We start from the raw sequence: 23,807 nt of genomic DNA, 5'->3' as shown, positions 1-23,807 counted from the left end.
TTATACATGACAGCTCTTAAATAAAGAGGTAAGAGCTGTCACGCTGGTTACTATATATTATTGAGCAGAGAACCCGCCGTCAATTACAATTTCAGAACCTGTAATATAGGAAGAATCATCAGAAGCCAAGAACAGTGCAGCTTGAGCAATATCGCTAGGTTGACCCAAACGTTGCAACGGAGTTGCTTGTACCAAACGATCTAACAAATCTTTTGAAGTACTCAAATTTTTTGTCATTGGTGTTTCAATGATTCCTGGGAACAAAGCGTTTACGCGAATACCTTGACGTCCGAAAGTCGTAGCTGCTGCTTTAGATAAAGCACGTACTGAACCTTTCGATGCAGAGTAATGGTTAAATCCTTGACCGATGATTGCGGTGTAAGAAGAAATATTAATGATCGAACCTTTCTTTTGAGCAGCCATGTAAGGAGTTACATGTTTCATACCTGCAAATGGTCCAAATCCATTAATGGAAAGCATTTTTTGCCAATCTTCTTCCGTGATTTCTGCGAAAGGTTTCTCAGAAGAGATACCTGCATTGTTAACAAGGATATCGATTTTGCCAAAGCGATCGTTTACTTCCTTAGCTAGTTCTTTCCAACTTTCATCAGAAGCAACGTTTAATTTCAATCCGTATACATTTTCTTTTTGGCTTGCTTTTTCTAGTGCTGCCTCATTGATATCTGCCGCAATGACGATAGCACCTTCTTGTACGAATAGATCCACCATGGACTCTCCAATACCGGAAGCCCCACCCGTAATAATCGCTACTTTATTATCTAATTTACCCATTTTAAAAGCCTCCCATAACCTAAATATTTATCTTTATATTCAATATTTAGACGTCTAAATATTAACTATCTAAACTTTAACAGAGAATTTAGAAGAAAGCAATGGGAAATGTAAGGGGATACAACGAAGAATATCACTATAATTAATTAAACTTGTTTATTAATTTTTAATATTTTGCTATAATTCATCCAGACATTAAAATCAAAATTAATAATTTTCTCTCATATAATCGCAGGGATATGGCCTGCAAGTTTCTACCGAACCCCTTAAAGGTTTCGACTATGAGCAGTGATATGTATTGGTGTTTTATACTCTTATGTTTTTATGATAAGAGTCTGATTTTGTGCAGAAACCCAGGAACTATTATCTACTCGCGGAAGAGTATGGTAGTTTCTGGGTTTCTTTGTTTCATTAAACAAATAAGGATAATACCAGGCGTTCATTTCCCCCTTTTATTTTTAGAGAAAAATATTTTAATGTTACACATCATAGATCATCAGAAGGAGCAAAACCAAAATGTATTTATTGATAAACCTTGTTGGAATTTTAGTCTTATTAGGGCTAAGCTATCTTTTGTCATTCAATAAAAGGGAAATCGCGTTGAAACCTATCATCATCTTGTTTGTTCTGCAATTAGCTACAACCTGGTTTATGTTATCAACCGATATTGGCGGACAAGTGATCACCTGGATTTCCGACTTTTTCTTATGGTTAATTGATAGTTCCATGTCTGGGGTGAATTTTGTGTTCGGAGATTTTGCTCCTCTTGACGGCTCTGCCTATACGTTCTTTATGAATGTACTCATGCCAATTATCTTTGTTGTTGTATTTTTTGATATCCTCACTCATTTTGGTATTTTGCCAGCTCTGATTAACGGGGTCGGTTGGGCATTCTCTAAAATAGCAAAAACGCCGCGTTTCGAAAGTTTCTATTCGATTCAAGTTATGTTTCTAGGGAATAATGAGGCATTAGCCGTAACCCGTACTCAGCTCAATAAAATGAGCGACAAACGGCTGCTAACCGTTGCCATGATAAGTATGTCCTGTGTTAGTGCACCGATGCTGAGTTCCTACTTGCAGTTGCTAGACGCTAAATATGTACTGACAGCTATTCCGCTTAATGCCATTGGAGCACTTATCATCACTTCTATCATTAATCCGTATCGTGTTACGGAAGAAGAGGATATTGTTTATACTCCGTCCAAATCGGAAAAGGGTAACTTCTTTGATATGATCTCAAAAAGTATGATGACTGGCGGTAAAATGGCATTAATTATCGCAGTTATGCTGATTGGTTTTGTCTCCCTGATTACTGCAATCAACACGATTTTAGGATTATTTCATGATCAGTTTACGCTTCAGAATATCTTTGGTGTTGTCTTCTCTCCCATCAGCTTCTTAATGGGCGTAGACTTCTCACAAATTTTCACCGTCGGTCAGTTAATGGGTGAGAAAATTGTTCTGAATGAATTTGTTGCCATGACAAGTCTAAGTGAAATTATGTCAGGCTTAACTCCACATACAGAAGCTGTTATTTCTACGTTCCTTGTATCATTCTGTAACTTTACAACGATTGGTATTATCCTTGGCAGTATGCAGGCCTTGTTCGGTGATGTAAGAGCAAAATTTATATCCAAATATACATGGCTGCTGTTAGCAAGCGGTATACTCGTATCCAGTTTAACGGCAATGGTTGTAGGACTGTTTGTTTGGTAAAATGAAAGTAGAACAGATCTTATAGGAGGTTTACAGCGATGCAAAGACAAGACGCACAATATTATGTATCCAAGCTAGGTCTTGAGCCACATCCCGAGGGCGGATATTATAAAAGAACATTCAAATCTCAGGAACAGACCTCAGATCAAGAACTGAGTGTAAATTTTGAAGGAACTAGAAAACTATATACCAGTATCTACTTTCTTCTCGGTTCCAATGATATCTCTCATTTCCATCGTTTGAAATCAGATGAGCTATGGTACTATCATGCAGGAAGTCCGCTTACGATTCATGTCATTGATGAGAATGGTGAATATAAAGTACACAAATTAGGAATCAATTTGGAACAAGGCGAAGTTCCCCAAGTTCTCGTTCCTAAAAACTCGATCTTTGGTTCGTCTGTGATGGACGAAGATACCTTCTCCCTCGTCGGATGCATGGTTTCACCTGGATTTGAATTCCGAGATTTTGAAATGTTTACACAAGATGAGCTCTTGGCTACATATCCTGAGCATAAAGAAGTCATCATGAAGTTAGCTTATGAGGTACTCCCAGAGTAGGCATTCTTTATCGTTGTCTCATAATAAACACCTTGAGTTATAAGATGGGCACCGTGCCGATCGTATAGCAAAAGGTTTTTTTTTTGCTTAACCCGCTACCAAATAAGACCTTACTATATAACAACAGGCATCGTTCTCTGCTTCTTAGCGAGAACGATGCCTGTGCGTTATTTAATCAAAGATTGTAATTCACCATTGTTTAGACCGAGTGTCCGTGCAGTGGAAGTATGAATTTGACGGATGAGATCAGGGTTCTTCATTAAAGACATTCCGTAGGAAGGAATCATTTCTTTTAATTTCGGTTTCCAATTGTCCAAATGCTCAGGGAAACATTTCTCAATCACTTCAAGCATAACAGGAACAGCGGTCGAGGCCCCTGGAGAAGCACCCAGTAAAGCAGCAATTGAGCCATCCGAGGCACTTACCACTTCAGTACCAAATTGCAGGGTTCCTTTACCTCCGGCCTTGGTATCTTTAATAACTTGGACGCGCTGTCCCGATACAAGCAAATCCCAATCTTCGCTTTTGGCATCCGGAATGAATTCTCGCAGCTCTTCCATCCGTTTTTCTTTGGATAACATTACTTGTTGAATGAGGTATTTTGTTAAAGACATATTTTTAGCTCCCGCTGCGAGCATCGTGAGTACATTGTTGGGTTTTACAGAACCGATCAAATCGAACATCGATCCGGTTTTTAAAAATTTTGGTGAGAAGCCGGCAAAAGGTCCAAAAAGTAATGATTTTTTATTATCAATAAATCTTGTATCTAGATGTGGAACTGACATAGGCGGTGCTCCTACTTTTGCTTTGCCATACACTTTAGCATGATGTTTTGCAATAACTTCTGGGTTATTACATACCATGAATAGTCCACTGATTGGAAAGCCGCCAATATGTTTACCTTCAGGGATTCCTGACTTTTGTAGTAACGGAAGACTGCCGCCTCCGCCACCAACAAAAACAAATTTAGCTGTATGACGCTCGACCTGACCGCTGCCATTTCGTACTTTTAATTCCCACGATCCGTTACTGTTTCGTTTTATATCTTCGACACTATGTTTATATTTGATATCCACGTTTTTGTTCTTTAAGTGGCCAAATAACATCCGCGTTAAGGCTCCAAAGTTTACATCCGTACCTGCTTCCATCTTAGTGGCAGCAATAGGCTCATTTGTTTTGCGATCTTTCATAATAAGCGGGATCCATTCCTCTAGTTTCTTCGGATCACTGGAAAATTCCATGCCTTGAAACAGGGGATTGCCGATCATGGTATCATAACGTTTTTTCAAAAATGCTACATCTTTTTCGCCATGTACTAGACTAATATGGGGTAATGGCATAATAAAATCATGCGGATTACGAATCAGATTACTTTTTACTAGATAAGACCAAAACTGCATAGATACTTGAAACTGTTCATTCACATTTACTGCTTTATTGATATCGATTGAGCCGTCTGCTTTTTCAGTTGTGTAGTTAAGCTCACAGAGTGCGGCATGACCCGTTCCTGCATTGTTCCACTCATTAGAGCTTTCCTCACCTGCACTTGCTAATTTTTCAAATACTTTAATGTTCCAGTTCGGTACTAATTCTTTTAGCAATGTCCCTAAAGTCGCACTCATGATTCCAGCACCAATTAAGATTACGTCTGTTTCGGTTTGTCTGTTGCTCATAATTACCGTCCTTATACGCTAGTATTTGAAGAAAAGATGTATGCGCTATCACGCAAGTTATAAATAACCTTTTCGCATACCTTTTCTAGATGAATTGAACCTATACCTAGCATATCACTATTTTATCTACTTTTAAATAATAGAAAACTGTGTAAATTTTGCTGTTTGTTAGGATTATAATTCCATTATGGATATAAAAACACGGCACAGTGGATGTCATCCCTGTACCGCATCTTTACGTACCACGAAGGTAAATGTTCTCCCTCTATTCTTTTACTTCTTTATCATATCCTGAGTCGAATGATGACTCCCTGTCGCTTCTTCAATATCTTGCGAGGCCCAGTGATCCAGTGACACGTCAGACCACGATGAGACAGTGATGCCGGCTAGCGGACCTCTGTTCAGTACTCTATTGATTAGGGTTACCGCCTCTGCTCGGCTGAGATATTGATTCGGCCCAAAACTTCCATCCGGCATTCCTTTCATATAACCTGCCTTTTGCACCAAGGCTATATTTTGTTCTGACCAATGACCTTTGGTATCCATGAATGGTGAAGAAGAATCTCCACTCAAATCCATCCAGCGCACCACAACTGCCGCCATCTCTGCTCTAGTAAGCATCTTATTCGGCTCAAAGGTTCCGTTTCTATATCCTGTCATTAAACCTGCTGAAGTGACCTCATGTATCTCTTTTGCTGCCCAGCCGAGATCATCCGTATAATTTATCGCTTGAGCAGTTACCTCTTGTCCTGCATGAAGCCTCCAAAGAACAGTGGCCATTTCCGCTCTAGTCATCGCTTGATCAGGTTTAAAAGTACCATCCGGATATCCTTTCATATACGGTTGATGGACATTTGGCTGTGAGTCTGCAGGCGGCCCAGGATTCTCAGGCGTTGGAGCTGGACTCTCAGGAGTCTCTGGCTGAGACTGCCCTCCTCCAGGACTCTCCGGCGCTGTCCCTGTACCCGAATCAGGAAGGGATTCCACCCCTTTTACATAGCCCAGATAAAAATCATCAATGGTTCCCCAAGCACCGCCGCCTGCTTTGATATTTGCTCCGATCGTAATAGTTCCATCAGTATCAAGAATGTTCTGAATCTCTGGATTTCTCCACTGCGCCCATCCATCTACTTCTGTAGCCACCTTCACTTCTTTACCGCCGGATACAGCAAAAAGATTCATGTCGGAACTAGACGCATCGCCCCCTTGGATAAACATAGAGAGATGATAATAGCCGTCCTTCAGTCCCGAAATCGTCTGCTCTACTCTAAAGTCCACTGCTTCTGCGGAGTAGAAATGCAGAGAATAGCTTCCTGTTTTTGCATCTGTCACTTTGTCCTGATAATTGGTATGCGGCTCTCTTCCTTCTCCATAAGTGATCTTCCACATACTCCGGTTATCACTCTCAAAGCTTCCATTACTGACGTGATTCTCTTTCTTAATTTCAAGAATAGCCTTTACTGTTCTTCCACCTTCAGCCGTTCCACTAATCACATAACTGCCTGGACCTTTGCTCTCAGCTTGTTCCAGTTCACTTTGATTCCACACAACCGATAACGATCTTGTACTTCCATCATTGTAAGTAACATTTACAACAGTCGGCAAAGTGATTTTCTCTCCTGCTACCGCCGTCACAGCTACATCCTTAATTTCATCAATAGCAACGGGAGCGACAGCGCCTGTATTAACATATTTAAACACATTCAGTGAAGGGAGCGGGTGTCCACTAAAATCAAATAGAGCTTGATTATCAACGGCACTTCCCCCGTACCATTTTCCTGCGTCATCAGGATCATATTCTTTGGAATAGCTGGATGCCCAGCCCGATCCATGCTCTTCCCATTTAACTTTATTCTGCTCCAAGCTTTCTCTCGGACCTATGGGAAGCCATGCAGGTTCCCAGTAGAAAACACCGATTCCTGCCTCACCGACATCGGCCACGGCTTGAATGACGTCTCTAACTGAATTGGCCTGACCTTGTGGAGTAATGGGATAGTTTAATGTTTGACCCGAGCCCGGGGCCGTATTTCCATGTCCGTCACCATCTTCTTTTGTATATGCATAAGAAGTTTCTGCTACCATTACTTTTTTTCCATAGGTATCGGCAACTTGTTTTAACACCGAAGTTAGATTACTCAGTGTGCCGTGCCAGAATGGATAATAGGAACTTGCAAATACGTCATAGTCTACCTCATTTTGCTTCAATTCTTGTGCATAGGAATCATACCGGCCGGCCGTCTCTGGATTCGTAAAATGCAGAGCAACTAGAATATTCTTATCAATCTCTCGAACAGCACGGCTTCCTTCATTAAACAACTCGCTCATCTTTGTCCAATCGGATTCTCCGACAAATTGCCCATTGGTTTCATTCCCGATCTGCACCATGCCAATTTCGATGCCTTCATCGATCATTTCTTGCAAGCTTTCTTTTGTATATTCATACAATTCCGTCTTCTTATCTTCAAAGCTTAGGTTTCCCCATGCCTTAGGCGTATGCTGTTTGGCAGGATCGGCCCAAAAGTCAGAGTAATGGAAGTCCACCAGCAGCTTCATTCCATTTGCTTTAGCTCTTTTACCGATTTCTATCGCGGTTTGCAGATCATTATTACCGCCGCCGTAACCTTTTCCAGCTGAATCAAAAGGATTGTTCCATACACGTACCCGAATATAGTTAACTCCTGCTTCTTTTAACGTTGTAAATATGTCCTGTACCTCGTCGTTCTCACCATAGAACTTTACTCCGCTTTTTTCTAAAGAAATGATGCTGGAGATATCGACACCCTTAATAAAGTCAGGCGAGAGTCCTTCCACCTTTTTCACAAAAATATTTGTATCTACCGGCCGGGTTGTATCGGTACTTACTTGCTTCAGTTCAAAACGATCGATATATCCCCATGCACCTGGAGCCCCGCTTATATTGGCCCCGAAGATAAAATCAGAAGCATCTTGTTCTAAGACGAAATTCAGACTGGCTGTTCCCCAAGTATTATAGCCAGTGGTAGAAACCGCTGTCGTCTTGTCATTTCCTGCAAATAGTTCAACGCTTCCCGCCTCCTTATCAGCCCCGCCCATGGACTTCACTGACAGCTCATAAGTTCCAGCTGGAAGGGACTTAATTGACTGTTTTAACGTGATAAGTTGGGTATTAGTAGCCTTTGTATTATCAATCCAATATTTATATGCATATTTTCCTTCATACGGCTTAGGGTCATCCCCATCAACTTGGGTATACCACTGAATATCCACTTGATCCCATACTTCCGTTTCCACCGTCCATGACTTGTCCGTCCAAAAATCGGATTCAAATCCCCCGTTTTTGATATATGTACTGTTTACATCTTCTGCCTCCGCTGTCCCCATGTGGAACGAAAACGAGCTTAATACCAAGAGCAATACCATGAATAGAGATATCTGTTTTTCTTTTCTTCTCATGTTTAGACCACCCTTCAACCCTTTTTTTCATTAAAAAAGCGTCTTTCTCTTTTTTGTAAGCACTTACATTTAAATATACAAGAGAACATAGGGCAGGTAACGTATGTAAATGAAACATTTTGTAACCTTATGCAAGCATTCGTCTCACTTGGAGTACTCCTGGGTAGACAACAAAAAGCCGTCCCCTTTTTAAAGAGAACGACCCTTCGTAATGAATATATAAGTTCATTTCAATCCAGAGTCTTCGATATTACGATACGCACGGTTGTCCCATTATGATCTGAATGGATGTTTACTCCATACTCGGGGCCGTAATACAACTGAATACGCTCATCTACGTTTTTGATTCCGACACCGCCAAGTTTTGTCGAGTGATTGGCTCGATTCTGTAGCAGTGCATCTTTATCAAATCCATCTCCATTATCGCGAACTGTAAAAATAACATACTCTCCATCCGTTTCCGCACCAACCTCGATTACACCTTGACGATCCAGTCCCCGTATTCCATGATACAGTGCATTTTCAACGATCGGCTGTAAGATAATCTTAGGCATTTGTACTTTTAATAAGGATGGATCACAATCAATGGTATACACAAGTCCATCGCCGTAACGTTCTTTTTGAATAAATAGATACTGCCTTACATGATCGAGTTCATTCTCTACGGTAGTCAGCTCATTTCCTCCACTTAACGATAAACGGAAAAATTGTGCTAATGCTTTCGTCATTTCAATCACTTTCTCACTATCATTAAACTCAGCCATCCACACAATAGTATCAAGCGTATTATAGAGAAAATGGGGATTAATCTGACTATGCAGTGTGCTGATTTCCAAGCGCCGTAAATCCTTTTCTTTGTCCGTAATCTCCTGCATTAATTTTCTGATCTCCATCATCATCCCGTTAAAGTGCCGAGAAAGGCTTTGCGCTTCATAACATCCCCTGCTATCAACCTTTATCTCTGTAAGTCCTTTTTCAATATCTTGCATGGCTCGCTCTAATTTACGAAAAGGTGTCGTAATCCTTCCTGTAAAAAGAACCACACTGACGGTTGCAATGACAAGGAATCCAAAGCCGAAGAGGACGAAAATGTTAAATAGTTTGTTTTTAATTGCTGTCAGTTCATCTTGGGAGGATACACCGGCAAATATCCAGTCTGCATTCCGTAAAGAATACAAATGTGTAAAAGTCCGCCCCACCTGATCATATGCTGCTGGATCTAAAGCAATTTCATACAGTTCCTGCTGTTTGATTTCATTTTGAAAATAAGCAGGATCTTCATGATATACGACCTCATGGTTGGCATTTAAAATAAAGGAAAAACCCGTATGGCCTAAATCTAAATTCTCCAGATAATCTTCAATCACTTTATACTGGACATCAATGAGAAGGACCCCGATATTTCTGCCCTGTTCATTTTTAATTTCACGGCTGAGCGAGATCACCCAGTTATCTTTATCCATACTAAAATCCTGCATGCGTGCCGAAGTGAGAACAGGAACGTCCCCATTATCAATGGCAGATACATACCACGCTTCTTTCATCATATTGCTCGACATGCTCATCGATAAACCCGATTCATTCGAGATAATTTGCCCGTCCTTACTGACCATAACAATCGACTCAATGAACGGGTCGGTAGCTATGGAGGTATCAATTATGCTAAGAATCTTTTCTTTGTCTGCTTGCTGCCGATCTGTACTTGAAAAATAATCGACAAGCTGCGGATTCTCCGCAAGTAACCGCGAGAGAGCTTTTAGCCGGTCAATATACAAATCAATGTACATTCCGCTTTGCTCCACTGCATTCTCCGTATTCGTTGTTGCTTCTTTCTGCACAATGGAGGCAATACTAAAGTATAAAATAATGCCGATAAACAGCAGGGTCAGCACACTTGCAACAATATAGTGGAGGGCGATTTGAACACGCAGTTTCTTAAAAACATAGAAGCGCGACATCCTCATTCCCGTGCCTTTTCTCGGAACTGGTTAGGGGATAGCATAAACTTTCGTTTGAATGAGGCACTTAGATAGTTCGGATCTTCAAAACCAACCGCATCCGCAATTTCATACACCCGCATATGTGTGCTAAGCAGCAGAATCTTGGCACGTTCTAGGCGCATGTTTACCATGTACTCTTGAAAGGTTTGACCATACAAACGTTTAAAAAGACTGCTGAGGTAGGATGTGCTGAGAGCGAGCTGTTTTGCTAGATACGTTAAGGAAAAATCCTTATTCGCAATATTGTCCTCAATCTCTTTTTGTATTTTCACTTTATAACCCGTATCGTCTACTGTATCCGTATTCTTCTTCAAATCTTGTACAAGTCGCGATACCTCTATGTAATTATCCGCTTGTTGTCTTTTTTCAATGAGTTTCTTTAGCATTTGCTCAATATCTTTTTTAGAAACGGGCTTTAATACATAATCATCCACACCTGCTTTTAAAGCAGAAACAGCATAATCAAAATAATCATATCCTGTCACAAGGGCAATTTTTACGTCTGGTTTAAGACTCTTCACAGCAATGGCAAAATCAAGCCCATTCATTCTCGGCATATTAATATCCGCTAAAATAAAATCGGGTTCGTGTTGTTTGAAAATTTCTAACGCAGCTTCCCCGTTTGAGGCTTCAAATACCTCAGAGATGGACAATGCTTCAAAATCAACAAAGGAACGAATTCCTCGAATGATGATGGGTTCATCATCAACTAGAAGTAGTTTATACATTGTCTCCTCCTTCTTAAGGCACGGACCACTGGTCCATCACAAAGAAGATGGCTTTTTCACCATCTCCCTTGTTTACCTTATATATATTGTACAATACTGTATCTATTTTGTAAGATGTTCCAGATATCCATAACCGGCCGCTTCCATATCTGCTTGCGGGATAAAAGTAATAGAGGCACTGTTAATACAATAACGCAGGCCCCCGCGGTCCTTTGGTCCATCTTCAAATACATGACCTAAATGACTGTTCCCGGTGCGGCTTCTTACTTCGGTGCGAATCATGTTATAACTAGTGTCTTCATATTCAAGCACCACTGCTTGATCGATTGGTTTCGTAAAGCTCGGCCATCCGCACATCGAATCATACTTATCTGCAGATGAGAATAAAGGCTCGCCTGTTACTACATCCACGTAAATTCCTGGTTCGTAATTATCCCAATATTCATTGGAGAATGCTCGTTCTGTGCCTTTCCCTTGCGTAACTTCATACTGTTCATCCGTGAGTTTTGCTTTAATCTCTTCCTCACTTGGCTTTGGATAGAGAGCCGGGTCGATCAGAGAAGGAATCTCCTGATTTTCTAATGAATCAAACTCAACATGGCAATATCCGTCTGGATTCTTCTCTAGATAGTCTTGGTGATATTCTTCTGCGAGTGTATATCCGGTCAGCTTCTCAACTTCCGTAACAATGGAATCATCATAACGTTCTTGTTCTGCTGCCATGACTTTATCTATCACTTTTCTATCTTCCTCATTTATATAATAAATACCTGTACGGTATTGCTCTCCGCGATCGTTCCCCTGCTGATTTAGAATGGTTGGGTCGATGATTTTAAAATAATAAGTTAACAGCTTCTCTAAATCAACGCGCTCTGGATCATACGTCACATGAACGGTTTCCGCATATCCTGTATTACCACGAACCACCTGCTCATAAGTGGGATTCTCCGTATGACCATTTGCATAACCAGATGTCACATCATAAACCCCGTACACACGGGCCATATAAGCTTCGACACCCCAGAAGCAGCCGCCAGCCAGCCAAATCTCCTCTAGATTATTCTCATCAAAAGCTAAATTTACATTTGGATTCTCGGGGTACTTTGACTCTGCCTTCAGAGATAAACCCGATCCGCTCGTTGCTTTTACTGTTCCGCATCCTGCGATTACAATAACCAGTCCCAAGAGCAGAAACCATCCCATCTTCTTCATTCGTCTTCACAGCCTTTCCTTTACTTTATTGATGCGAATTTTTCGGTGATTTGTTCGTTACCCGCATGACCAGGCAGGGTTTGAATGAGTTTTCCATCCGAATCAATGTACGCAGACGTTGGATATCCACGAACCCCGAATTCATCGGCTACTTTACCGCCTTCATCAAGCAACACCGTTGTATTCGCTGCTTCTTCCACACCACTAAACCATTTTTTAAAAGCTTCTGTTTCTTTTTCATTTTTATAGCCTGGAGAAACAATCGTTAAAACAACAAAATCTTCATCGCTTTTCGCAAGCGCGTCTACCTCTTCAAGACCTGCTAAGCAGATCGAACACCAGGATGCCCAGAACTTCAAATACACTTTTTTTCCTGCATAGTCGGATAAGCTATGAGCTTTACCGTCAGTGTCAGTTAAAGTGAAATTGGTTGCATCTGCACTTGTAGTCTCACCTGCTTCTGTTGCCTTCGTTCCGGATGAACAAGCAGCAAGCAAAGAGATCATGGTTACGGCCAGCAGAATAAGTATCATCTTTTTCATTGTTTTCACTCCTCTTACTGTGGGATCAGTGTAGTAAACCAGTTTAAATTATTGGTCATAAGGAACAGCCCCATAATAATAATGATGACACCACCAGCAATCTTCATTTTGTTCATATGTTTATTTAATTTTTTTGCCTTACGCAGCAAAACATCGGAAAATAAAGCTAGAATTAAAAAGGGAATAAGTAAGCCAAGTGCATAGATGAACATAAGAAATGCTCCGTATAATGCCTGACCTTCATTTGCAGATAAACCTAGTACAGCTCCTAAGATGGGTCCAATACATGGGGTCCAGCCAATACTAAACGTAAAACCGAGTAGATAAGTACCAACAAGATCCCGTTTTTCACTTCGATTAATCTGTACTTTCTTTTCACGATTTAGAATAGAAACCTGAAACAAACCAACTTGATGTAATCCAAGCAATACCACAAAAGCACCACAGATAACGATAAACCAGCTTGTATTCAGTACAGCGCCTAAGAAGCCCGCTCCAAAGCCGAGTATAATAAAACTTGTCGATAAGCCGGCTACAAAAATAAACGTTTTCAGCAACAAATGAAGGTTAAGCTTTCCCTTTGACAGCGAGCCCCTGCTATTTGTTGTTTGTCCCTGTTCATTCGTAGATAAAATGGAGATATACACAGGAAGTAACGGTAATATACACGGAGAGAAAAAGGACAATAAACCTGCAATGAAGACTGAGCTTAATACCAGCTGTTCAATAGCCAACAGGAACACCTCCTTTATACTTGCTTCATTCATATTACAAGGATTTTCCTGTTTATGACATAGAATGAGATGTTGTAAATCTTGAAAATGATCCTGTATATGTCCCTAAAAAATGAAAAACGCCAGATACGGAGAGACCGTATTCTGACGCTTATTCTTTATACTTTGAATTTTCCTACTAGTTCTTGCAAGTCCTCCGCCATCGTAGACAGTGAAGCAGCAGATGCTGTTATTTCTTCCATGGAAGCTAACTGTTCTTCCGTAGATGCAGCAAGATTCTGTGATTCAGCAGCAACGGTCTTGGAGCCATCTGATATAAGTCCTATGGAATGAACAACCTGCTCTGTACTTACTGATATTTGCTGAGAAGCCGCTGAGATTTCCTGAACTTGATTAGAAACCTCTTCTATATTTTGCTTAATCACCTCAAATAAATCGCCCGTCTTATGAACAACCCCAATTCCATCGCTGACTTCCTTCACGCCTGCTTCTGTTGTTTCCACTACATGATGCGTTCGCTCTTTAATCGTGGTTACGAGCTCGGTTATTTGTCCTGCCGACTGTGATGATTGTTCCGCTAGCTTTCTTACTTCATCAGCAACCACTGCAAAACCTCGTCCATGTTCCCCCGCCCTAGCCGCTTCAATCGCTGCGTTTAAAGCTAACAGATTCGTCTGTGCAGCAATTTCTGATATCACTTCAACGATCAATTCTATTTTTTCTGATTGTTCTTCCATGTCCGTCACCGCATTCACTAAATTGTTCATAGTAAGCTCAATTGACTCCATCTGTGATACGGTCAATTGTATGGACTGGTTACCTTCAATAGCCTTGCTTGCAGTATCCATAGTGAGCGAGGAGGTCATTTGTGCGTTAGAAGCAATTTGCTGAACCCCAGATGACATTTCATGGATTGCCTGGAGACTCTCATCTACACTTCTCGATTGCATTTGTGCATTGCTCGATACTTCTTGGATCGTTATTGTAATTGATTCGGATGCTTGACTGGACTGCTCTGAACTTGCCGTTAACTCTTCAGACGAGGAGGCTACATGCTCTGAACTAGTACTGATTTGGCGTACTAAATCCTGTAGATTATCCCTCATCTGATGGAAGGAGTTCGCCAACATTCTAATCTCATCTTTACTTTTTACTTTGGCATCTTGTACTGTCAGATTTCCGAGCGCGATTTGCTCAGCAACAGAAGTGATCGCCACCACCGGTCTCGATATCGAACGTGAACAGAGGTAACCAATGAGTACAGCTAGAAAAAATGTGAAAGCACTAAGATAAAAGACAGTTGAGACAGCACCCTTAACAAGTGCTGAACTCTCCCTACTTGCCTCATCCATGGAAGTTAATTGATAGGATACCAGATCATCTACAATGGGATCGAGATTCACTCCTAATGGAAATACTTCCTTTGTAAAGTACTCCATAGTTTGATCTGAAAGCCCTTTATCTTTAATCATCTGAGTTAATTGATCATATTTTTGTTTGAACTCACTATTTCCTTTTTGAAGTTTCTGCAATCCTTCTTTATACTCAGGGATATAAGATATACTTTGCGTATCTGCAATTACCCTGGTTGTTGTATCATACTCCTCTGCTAATTTATCTAAAAACTCAGGATCCTTAGTCAACATATAAGCACGGATTAAACTATTTTCTTTCGAAATCCCTACTTGTATTTTTAACGTGTTAGATAATATGACTGCTCTTCTATCTGTTAAATCTGTGTATGTACTATCTACTTTAGTTAAATATATAGTCGCTATCGATCCTGTTATCCCTAATAATAGGGCGACAATCAAAAAAGAGCCGATTAATTTTCTGCCAATTGTCATTTTAAATGTAACTTTGTTTCTCAGTTCTCTTCTAAATCCCATATCATTACACTCCTTTATGAACTCACCTATCTTATTAACAGCAAAAAAAGCCACTCATTTTACATCGGGCGAGATGGTTGAACATGACGTGTTCATTTTCATCTGAATTTATTACCTTTCAAAAATATAAAGCCCTCCCATGTTCTAAACTTTTCATTTTCTCAATATATATTGTATCGGCATCCTATACTCATGTATGAATAGGTGAAATCCAACTGTTCGTTTGTGAAAATGCTTATATTTTCTATCCCTTCTATAAGAAGTACGTGAAAATAAGGAATGTGTATGAGGTAACTTTGATCTGGTGATAATACATTTGTTAAGATACTTACTTACTATACATATAAGTCAGAAAGGAACGATAATGCGACAAAACACAGATCCTAATCGAAATCATAGGTTTTATTCTATTTATGAATTGATGTTGTACATTATATGTGGAGTATCCATTGTCTATTTTGCTATAAATGGATCTTACGATAAGACTTTTCAAGCAGGTCTAATTATGATCGTGCTGCTGCTTTTGAGAGGAATAATGACGTGGACCAAAACGGAGTTACCTCCTGCACTATACTTGTCCGTCCTGATCTTTATCACAATTACGATGATGCTTGCCAATCTCTTCGGTATGTATGGTGTCATTCCTTATCTAGACAAGATTGAACATCTGCTGTCTGGCGTTATTCTATTCTTCGTAGGCCAGTTCATCTTGAATAAGTTAATAAAGCGTAAAGGGATCGATAGCTTACCTTTCAACATTATCGTTTGGTTCTCTTTATTCTTTGCTATTGCCATGGCTGGAATGTGGGAAATCTATGAGTTTTCTGTGGATCATCTATTCAGTCTCCGTTCACAAAATGGCAGTTTGACGGATACGATGTGGGATATCATCTGCGGAACGGTTGGTGCTGGCGCTACTGCCCTCTATGTAATGACTAAACACATAAAGATAGACAAGATGAATTAATATCACACAATAAGCTTGCAAAAAGACCTTATAAAAAAGACCTCTCTTCTACGAATCAGTCATGCACTTCGCTGACTTCATTCAAGTAGAAAAGAGGTCTTGCTATTATATTTTACGTTTTACACCCACCTGTATATCTTAATATCTACCCCGACTTCGGTTGGAAAGCCCTCCGCTACAAATAGTTCATCATTGAAATAAGATAGTGCTTTACTATTCGTGATTAATTTAGGATAGGTTCGAAACAAAGCTTCCTTCTCATTTTTATGAAAGTTTCCATTATTCTCAATATAAATCTGGCAGGTTTCTCCCGTATAATCCTTGCCGTGAAGCATGTATCTAGCAGATAGACTGTGGCTGCCGGACTTACTAATGATCTGAGTATCTACTCCTCCATCTAACACTTTCCCTTGAAACAGTTCCCCTGTAACTTGGCCTGTAAAAGAAATCATGATTACGGTATCTCCATCATTACTCTGAAGCTCGGCTGTATTATTAATCTTAACTTGCACGGTGAATACCTCTTCCCATGTCAGCATATTAGTTCACAGTCCCCTTCTTTTTCAAAGTGTATAGAATATATAACAAAACAAACCATAGAGGAGTTAACAGTAATGCTGGGCGTGTCTCATCCGCAAACAGCATAATGACAAGAATAAATGCAAACAGTGCTAAGACAACATAATTCACAAAAGGGGTGAATGGTGCTTTAAACTTAGATTTTGCATGTAACTCAGGCTGTGTTTTCTTGTATTTGATATGACATATGAGAAGTACACCCCAAACCCAAATGAAACAAATAGCACTAATGGTGGTGACGACTCCAAAAGCCTGTTCAGGAATCAGTTTGCTAAGCAAGGCTCCCGCAGATAGGACAAGCGTTGATACCAATAACCCGTTTCTAGGTACATGATGCTTATTTAGTTTAGAGAAAAAGGAAGGTGCCTGTTTATTGCCCCCTAAACTAAATAAGATCCGGCTGGTTGAGAACATCCCGCTATTACAAGCAGAAGCTGCTGAAGTTAACACGACAAAATTAATCACGCCTGCGGCAATGGGGATCCCAACTAAACTGAATGTTTTAACAAAAGGACTTTCGTTTGCACTGAGTTCCGTCCAAGGACTAATGCATAATAGAGCAATAATCGCACCAACGTAGAAAAACAAAATCCGTAAAGGAATTTTATTAATGGCCGATGGAATATTTTTTTCTGGATCTGATGTTTCCGCAGCAGATACACCAACTAGCTCCACGCCGACAAAGGCAAACACAACCATTTGAAACGAAAGTAAGAATCCCGATATTCCATGAGGGAAGATTCCGCCATGCTCCCAAATATTTTTTACCGTAACTATTCCTGTATCTGTTTTAAAGCCTATTACGAGCAAGATAATGCCAATACCAATTAAAGCAAGAATGGTGACTACCTTAATGAGTGCAAACCAAAATTCAAGTTCCCCAAAGTTCTTCACCGTTAACAGATTGAGCCCCAATAAGATGATTAAGCAGATCATTTCAGGTACCCACTGGGGAATATCAAACCAATACTGCACATACACCCCGACTGCAATCACATCTGCCATAGCGGTCATGATCCAGCAGAACCAATAAGTCCATCCCGTTACAAATGCTGCCCGCGGACCAAGATAATCTTCCGCAATATCCGTAAAAGACTGATAACCGGCTTTAGATAGCAGCAGTTCCCCTAGTGCCCTCATTACAAAAAAAATGGCGATACCTATGATTAGATAAGCAATGATGATCGAGGGGCCTGCCAGTTGTATTGCTTTACCGGACCCCAAAAACAATCCAGTACCAATCGTTCCGCCGATTGCAATGAGCTGTACATGACGATTCTCTAAACCCCTCTGTAACTCTTGTTGTGCCATACGTATCTCTCCCTTATCATACTAAAAATTCTTTACATCCTTCTGAACAGTAAAAAGAAAATAAAAAAAGAGATCGGATATTCTCCAATCTCTCAAGGTCATTTAAGTAATAAATAAGCTGAATATACATAAATAAATATGTATAACAAATCAGTTATTTAGTACTCTTCTGTCCTTTTGCCTGAGATTGTGAACCCTTCGGCGCCATGAACAAGTTCATGGTCTCTCCAGAAGCTGCTCCTGCTATAGTGTGATCCATAGCAATCATAGCCTGCTAGTTATTCAATTTTCCAAGTGTGTTTCCTCTTTTAAATATGTTCACAATATTAATCACAGTAAAATATTTTGTCAATGACATTCACACAACTGTAAAACCCAGATACTGATCATGCCTGTCCGGGTTTGATTCTCCATACGAATCTCAATCCTTGTAAATTAAAAAAGGCGGCAGGAGATTCTCCCTTTGCCGCCTTCTATAAAAACTACACTGCTTTTAAATGCCACACTACGCTTTGGAAGTCGCCTTTCACCTCAACAGGAATAGGTAAGCCAGAATACATTAATTCATCCCCGCCGAATACCGCATCCGAATCATCACCAGCTAGTGCATACTGCTTCGCAGGATCGATTCCTTTTAGTCTTAAGAAGGTGCTAGGTGCAGCTGCCTCATCTAGAACACGGAAATAGAATACAATGGCTTCTGATTTCTCTTTATTTGTGAACAACCAAGACGTAATATTGCCTTCAAAAGGACTTTCCAGTCGATAGAATTCTCCAAATTGAATTAATCCACGGATTTCTTTGTAACTGGAAACTTGCTCTTTGACAATCTCCTTCTCCTCATCCGTCATTTGAGTCAAATCAAGCTCATATCCCAAGTTACCGGACATAGCTACGTCTCCTCGCATTTTCAGAGACGTAACACGATGAACCTGGTGATTTGGAACTGCAGAAACGTGAGATCCCATTGAAATAAGCGGATAAACTAAGCTTGTACCATATTGTATTTTCAGGCGTGATACCGCATCAGTATTATCAGAAGTCCATGTCTGCGGCATATAATACAGAATTCCCGGGTCAAATCTTCCACCGCCGCCGGAGCAGCTTTCAAATAAGATGTTCGGGAAGGAAGACGTGATGGCATCCATTACTTTATATAGACCCAGCATATAACGATGTGCAGTCTCTCTTTGCCGATCTGCCGGAAGAAGAGCCGAACCAATCTCCGTCATGTGCCGGTTCATATCCCATTTCACATACGAAATGGGAGCACTCGCCAGGATGCTACACACCCGTTTCGTAATTTCTTCACACACATCATCTCTCGAAAAATCGAGTACAAGCTGTCTGCGGCTCTCCGAACGGCTGCGATTGGGTACATGAAGGCACCAATCAGGATGATCGCGATACAGGTCACTGTCAACAGAGATCATCTCCGGTTCGAACCACAGCCCAAACTGCATACCTATGCTGTTTACACTCTCTGCAAGATGATCAAGACCCTCAGGAAGCTTATTGCGATCAACAAACCAGTCTCCCAGCGAGGTAGTATCATCATCGCGTTTGCCAAACCAGCCGTCATCAAGAACGAATAATTCAATCCCCAAGTCTTGACCTACTTTAGCAATATCCATAATCTTCTCTGCATTGAAATCAAAATAAGTAGCTTCCCAGTTATTCACTAATATTGGACGTTCTTTGTCCCGGTAAGTTCCCCTAACTAGACGGGTACGATATAACTCATGGAATGTTCGAGACATTCCGCCAAGCCCCTCGGATGAATACACCATAACAACCTCAGGCGTTTGGAAGCTCTCGCCGTTCTCCAGTTTCCAGCTGAAATCAAATGGATTAATCCCCATCGTTACACGCGTATTTCTAAACTGATCCACCTCAGCCTGAGCTAAAAAGTTCCCGCTATAGACAAAGTTAAATCCATATACTTCTCCATGATCTTCTGTCGTATCTTTTCGAAGAAGCGCCATAAACGGATTATGTTGATGACTGCTTGCCCCTCTTGTACTTTCCACAGACTGAATTCCATGACGCAGCGGCTGACGTGCAATATGTCTTTCTTTTACATGGGCACCGTGCAGGTGTAAGAAGTCGAATTCAGCATCTCGAAAATCAACGGATGTGCTTAGTGCACTGAGTAAATTAATAGAATGAGCTCCTTCATTCACAAAACGCACAGACCGAGTAATGACATTGAATTGTTCAAAGACAGTGTAAGTTAAAAACACCTTCAGACCAATCAACGAATCTTCCATGAGGATCTCAAGCGTTTCTGCCTCATCCTCTTTTTCAACATAGGTGGAAGGAAGCCCCTCTAGCGGCATTTTTCCTTTACTAATTTTATGATCAACATACTGTAAGTCTGTAATGGTGGAGCCATTATCCAGTTGAACTTGGTAAGCAGGCTTTCTAAAATCGGTATTCCCATACTGCGGATATTCCTGTGGCAATGTATCGAGAGAAAATGTACGATCATGTCTATGATCATAAGGATTACCCGAGAATCCCCGGTCTACATATTGAATCGCATTAGAATGCCGATAGTTGCTAACACCTCTGCCCCAGTAATAATGTACAAGGTACCCATCACGTAATACACCCATTACATAGCTGGTATCTTTAGCCCTCAAATGGAAGGTCTTATTTTCCGAATTATAATGAATTCCCATTCTAATAAAACAACTCCTATCTCAATTTGATTGCTCCTTTATAACCGTGCCTATAATAGGTCAATTGATCTTTCTAGCAGGTTTTTGCTTTAACACTATCTCGAATGACCAACTCCGCAGGAAGAATCACCTTTAATGGTATAGTTCTACCTTTCAAACGATCATAGAGGAGTTTCACTGCTGTTTTTCCCATTTCATCACCGTACACTTTTACGGTGGATAACGGAGGATTCATATAAGCCGCAGCTTCGATATCGTCATAACTAAATATAGACACATCTTCTGGAACCCTGATATCTGCTTCATGGAGCGCTCGAAGCACTCCCATTGCGGTAGGATCACTTCCGACAACAATCGCACTTGGCAAATCATTCATTTCAATCAGCTGTTTCGTTAATGTATATCCGCTTGCTGTACTCCACTCACCGATCAAGACTTTCTCTGGATTATATAATCCTTTTTCCTTCATCGTTTTTTCAAAAGTACTCTTTCTGGTATCTTCTTTATCGCTCGTCTTAAACTTGCTGACGCCAAAAATTTCTCCTTTTCCGCCGATATAAGCAATATCGGTATGCCCAAGTTCGAGTAAGTAGGAGATGACAAGCTCTGTAGCGCCTTCAAAATCAGAGATAACAACATCCACGTTTGTATCTTTTGGTAAATAGTCAACAGCGATTATATTGTTGTTATGAGCATAGATTTCTTTTAAATCAGCGATATCTACATCTCCGATGACAATTAACCCATCTAACCCACTTAAACTATCAGCTGTGATTTGACTTTTCCCAACAATCATCGTGGAAACGATACGTAAGGGATATTGATTACAGGCATCTTCCGCCCCAAGTCGAATGGACTGAAAATAGGGATCGATCGTTTCATCATTCAACATAATGACGCCAATGTTGTAGGCTTCTTCCTGTTTTTTCACCTTCACGCTTTTTTTTCGAAGCGGTTTATAATCTAACTCATCAACGATAGCCAAAACCCTTTTTCTCGTTTCTTCAGATACGGAAAGGGACGGATCGTTATTCAATATTCTTGAAACGGTAGCAGTAGAAACTTGAGAATGTCTTGCTATATCTTTAATAGTTACCATGGTATCACCTATACTTTTTAAGTTAATTTTACTTAAATATCATACCATGAATAGTAATGTAAGAGACTAGGAAAGACTCACTTCGCCCAGTTTCACTCTCTTCTCTCCAGACAGTGTAAATATAGATACCAGTGTAAAGATGAGTGCAACCGTACCTAGTAACAGGTAAGCGCTTTTGAACCCAACGGTATCATACATGTTACCAGCGATGGTTGATAAGAAGATAGATCCTACTTGTTTTGAAAACTGGAAGCCAATTAGATAAATAGTTGCCGATAATCTCATATCGAAGTTTGCTGATATGTATTTAAATACACCCACAAGTAAAATAGGTACTTCTGCGGCATGCATTAATTTTAATAAACTGATGGCAACAGGGCCGTCTGCAATACTGGAACCCAGTATTCGGAATGACATAATAAATCCAGCATAGATTAGTGCTTGTTTTGCACCAAACTTATTGATGATAAATGGGGCGAGAACCATGACGATCGCTTCAAGGAATACTTGGAGGGTGACAAGGTTTCCAAACACCTCTGTACCCTGACCTTCTGATGAGAAGAACTGGGTAAAGTAGACTGGAAATTGCTGATCATACACATCGTAAATACAGCCAACACCAAGTACATAGATTACAAAAAACCAGAACTTTCTGTTCTTAAACAGAGAAACCGTCGAAACTTTAGGTGCGGAGGGCTGATCCGCGTTATAGAGCGCTTCAGCATTGTTTCCGCTCATTTTTGCAAAGCTTAATACGAGTGCTAATAAAATCGCTGCAATGGAGCAAATCCAAAAAATAATATTTGGATTGGTAGCAAATAAATGACCGGTTACAAAGGTACTAATTGCAGCACCGATATTACCAAACACTCTGACGCGGCCATACTCAAAATTGTTTACATGGCTGACTTTTTCAATGTAAGCTTCGATTACTCCTACCCCGCCATTAAAAACAGCACCAAGGTAAGCGCCTCCAACAATAGCAGCTAGAATGATATTAGTTTTGAGTAAAGCAGGGAATAGATAGACAAAGAAAGGACCAATCAAAACTAGCAATCCTACAAAAACCCATAATAAATTTTTCTTTAATCCCAGTTTATCTGAGATGATCCCAAAAAACGGCTGATAGCATATTGCTGCGATGGAAATTGCAGAAAAGACAATTCCTGTACTTGTAGAGCTTAATCCCCCTACTTGTGACAGCCACAAAGATAAAAACATATTACATGCAGCCCAAACAAAGAAATACAGTAAAAAGAAACAACCAAATAGCCAATAGTTCTTATTAAGCGTCTTCATTTCAATCCTTCTTTCATTTTTTTTCAAGAAAGCAGTAAAACGATTACATAAAGCGATTACATAAATAACTAGTTATATTGACCTTGTTTTAGTAAATTCAGTTTAGCAAAAAAAACTGGAAACTACAATAGTAGACTTTTTTTATTCATAATTTCAAATAAAAAGGGATATTTTATGATTTAAATTATATTATTTTAGTAAAACAATGTTCTTTATCAATCTATTTTACTAAAATAACGTGATAAATAGTCTGTGGTTTATGCTCTTGAATTACAAATAGAGTATGGAAAAGGTCTGTTTGCTCCACACCTCTTTCATTAGGTGCATACAAAAGCCTTCTCATACTCCATCTACCTATCTATTTATTCACAAAATTTTACCGACACAAAAAAACTGTTTTTCGAGATAATAGTCAATGGACATTTGAATATAATCATTATTATTAAAGAAGGTGGTTTTTATTAGCTCTCTTAAATCAAAAATAATTATTCTTTCTGTTGTTTTGACGATATTCCTTATTATTGTACTAGGGAAATGGCTTATAAACAGCGATACTACATCCTATTCAACATGGCTTTGGGATACCTCTG

Annotated in this window: 17 protein-coding genes and 2 riboswitches; of the genes, 3 read left to right on the top strand and 14 right to left on the bottom strand. The window is 40.1% G+C overall.

Going from position 1 to position 23,807, the window contains the following annotated elements:
* Positions 1 to 57: 57 nt before the first annotated feature.
* Complete coding sequence (locus tag GQY27_RS14550; RefSeq protein WP_160035635.1) at positions 58 to 792, bottom strand: SDR family NAD(P)-dependent oxidoreductase; 735 nt, start codon at positions 790 to 792, stop codon at positions 58 to 60.
* Between the two features lie 201 nt (positions 793 to 993).
* A riboswitch (purine riboswitch) is annotated at positions 994 to 1,094 on the top strand.
* 214 nt (positions 1,095 to 1,308) lie between these two features.
* On the opposite strand from GQY27_RS14550, the gene GQY27_RS14545 reads away from it, so the two are divergent.
* On the top strand, positions 1,309 to 2,508 hold the full coding sequence (locus GQY27_RS14545; protein WP_160035633.1) for a NupC/NupG family nucleoside CNT transporter: 1,200 nt from the start codon (positions 1,309 to 1,311) through the stop codon (positions 2,506 to 2,508).
* Positions 2,509 to 2,546: 38 nt separating this feature from the next.
* The gene (locus GQY27_RS14540) at positions 2,547 to 3,068 is read left to right on the top strand and encodes a cupin domain-containing protein (RefSeq protein WP_160035632.1); all 522 of its coding nucleotides are present in this window, start codon (positions 2,547 to 2,549) and stop codon (positions 3,066 to 3,068) included.
* Between the two features lie 167 nt (positions 3,069 to 3,235).
* Here GQY27_RS14540 and GQY27_RS14535 read toward each other — a convergent pair whose 3' ends face one another.
* The 8 genes from GQY27_RS14535 to GQY27_RS14500 form a co-directional block, all read right to left on the bottom strand.
* Entirely contained in the window at positions 3,236 to 4,741 is a 1,506-nt protein-coding gene (locus GQY27_RS14535) for a malate:quinone oxidoreductase (RefSeq protein ID WP_160035630.1), read from the bottom strand.
* A gap of 273 nt (positions 4,742 to 5,014) precedes the next feature.
* Positions 5,015 to 8,173 (bottom strand): glycosyl hydrolase 53 family protein, encoded by a 3,159-nt coding sequence (locus GQY27_RS14530; protein ID WP_160035628.1) that lies wholly within the window; start codon positions 8,171 to 8,173, stop codon positions 5,015 to 5,017.
* Between the two features lie 230 nt (positions 8,174 to 8,403).
* Positions 8,404 to 10,137: a sensor histidine kinase gene (locus tag GQY27_RS14525; RefSeq protein ID WP_160035626.1), complete on the bottom strand. Its 1,734-nt coding sequence runs from the start codon at positions 10,135 to 10,137 to the stop codon at positions 8,404 to 8,406.
* Positions 10,134 to 10,901 carry a response regulator transcription factor gene (locus tag GQY27_RS14520; RefSeq protein WP_160035624.1) on the bottom strand — a complete coding sequence of 256 codons (768 nt, stop codon included), beginning with the start codon at positions 10,899 to 10,901 and terminating at the stop codon, positions 10,134 to 10,136. The genes GQY27_RS14525 and GQY27_RS14520 overlap by 4 nt, the downstream gene beginning before the upstream one ends.
* Before the next feature lie 102 nt (positions 10,902 to 11,003).
* On the bottom strand, positions 11,004 to 12,113 hold the full coding sequence (gene msrB / locus GQY27_RS14515) for a peptide-methionine (R)-S-oxide reductase MsrB (RefSeq protein WP_160035622.1): 1,110 nt from the start codon (positions 12,111 to 12,113) through the stop codon (positions 11,004 to 11,006).
* Between the two features lie 20 nt (positions 12,114 to 12,133).
* Entirely contained in the window at positions 12,134 to 12,655 is a 522-nt protein-coding gene (locus GQY27_RS14510; RefSeq protein WP_160035620.1) for a redoxin family protein, read from the bottom strand.
* Positions 12,656 to 12,669: 14 nt separating this feature from the next.
* Complete coding sequence (locus tag GQY27_RS14505) at positions 12,670 to 13,389, bottom strand: cytochrome c biogenesis CcdA family protein (RefSeq protein WP_236570609.1); 720 nt, start codon at positions 13,387 to 13,389, stop codon at positions 12,670 to 12,672.
* A gap of 158 nt (positions 13,390 to 13,547) precedes the next feature.
* A complete protein-coding gene (locus tag GQY27_RS14500) occupies positions 13,548 to 15,278 on the bottom strand; it encodes a methyl-accepting chemotaxis protein (protein WP_160035618.1) in 1,731 nt (576 codons plus the stop codon).
* Between the two features lie 364 nt (positions 15,279 to 15,642).
* On the opposite strand from GQY27_RS14500, the gene GQY27_RS14495 reads away from it, so the two are divergent.
* The gene (locus GQY27_RS14495; RefSeq protein ID WP_160035616.1) at positions 15,643 to 16,245 is read left to right on the top strand and encodes a DUF2238 domain-containing protein; all 603 of its coding nucleotides are present in this window, start codon (positions 15,643 to 15,645) and stop codon (positions 16,243 to 16,245) included.
* Between the two features lie 119 nt (positions 16,246 to 16,364).
* Here GQY27_RS14495 and GQY27_RS14490 read toward each other — a convergent pair whose 3' ends face one another.
* The 5 genes from GQY27_RS14490 to GQY27_RS14470 form a co-directional block, all read right to left on the bottom strand.
* Positions 16,365 to 16,784 carry a DUF3237 family protein gene (locus GQY27_RS14490; RefSeq protein WP_236570608.1) on the bottom strand — a complete coding sequence of 140 codons (420 nt, stop codon included), beginning with the start codon at positions 16,782 to 16,784 and terminating at the stop codon, positions 16,365 to 16,367.
* 1 nt (position 16,785) lies between these two features.
* Positions 16,786 to 18,135 (bottom strand): amino acid permease, encoded by a 1,350-nt coding sequence (locus GQY27_RS14485; protein WP_160035614.1) that lies wholly within the window; start codon positions 18,133 to 18,135, stop codon positions 16,786 to 16,788.
* Between the two features lie 159 nt (positions 18,136 to 18,294).
* Positions 18,295 to 18,376: riboswitch (glycine riboswitch) on the bottom strand.
* 241 nt (positions 18,377 to 18,617) lie between these two features.
* Complete coding sequence (locus GQY27_RS14480) at positions 18,618 to 20,819, bottom strand: alpha-galactosidase (protein WP_160035612.1); 2,202 nt, start codon at positions 20,817 to 20,819, stop codon at positions 18,618 to 18,620.
* 73 nt (positions 20,820 to 20,892) lie between these two features.
* Positions 20,893 to 21,918 carry a LacI family DNA-binding transcriptional regulator gene (locus tag GQY27_RS14475; protein ID WP_160035611.1) on the bottom strand — a complete coding sequence of 342 codons (1,026 nt, stop codon included), beginning with the start codon at positions 21,916 to 21,918 and terminating at the stop codon, positions 20,893 to 20,895.
* Positions 21,919 to 21,984: 66 nt separating this feature from the next.
* Positions 21,985 to 23,217 (bottom strand): MFS transporter, encoded by a 1,233-nt coding sequence (locus tag GQY27_RS14470; protein WP_160035609.1) that lies wholly within the window; start codon positions 23,215 to 23,217, stop codon positions 21,985 to 21,987.
* Positions 23,218 to 23,807 lie beyond the last annotated feature (590 nt).

Origin of the sequence: Paenibacillus sp. An7, assembly GCF_009870785.1 — a bacterium.
In the GTDB taxonomy this organism is placed as follows: Bacteria; Bacillota; Bacilli; order Paenibacillales; family Paenibacillaceae; genus Paenibacillus.
This window is presented reverse-complemented; position numbering and strand designations above follow the sequence as displayed.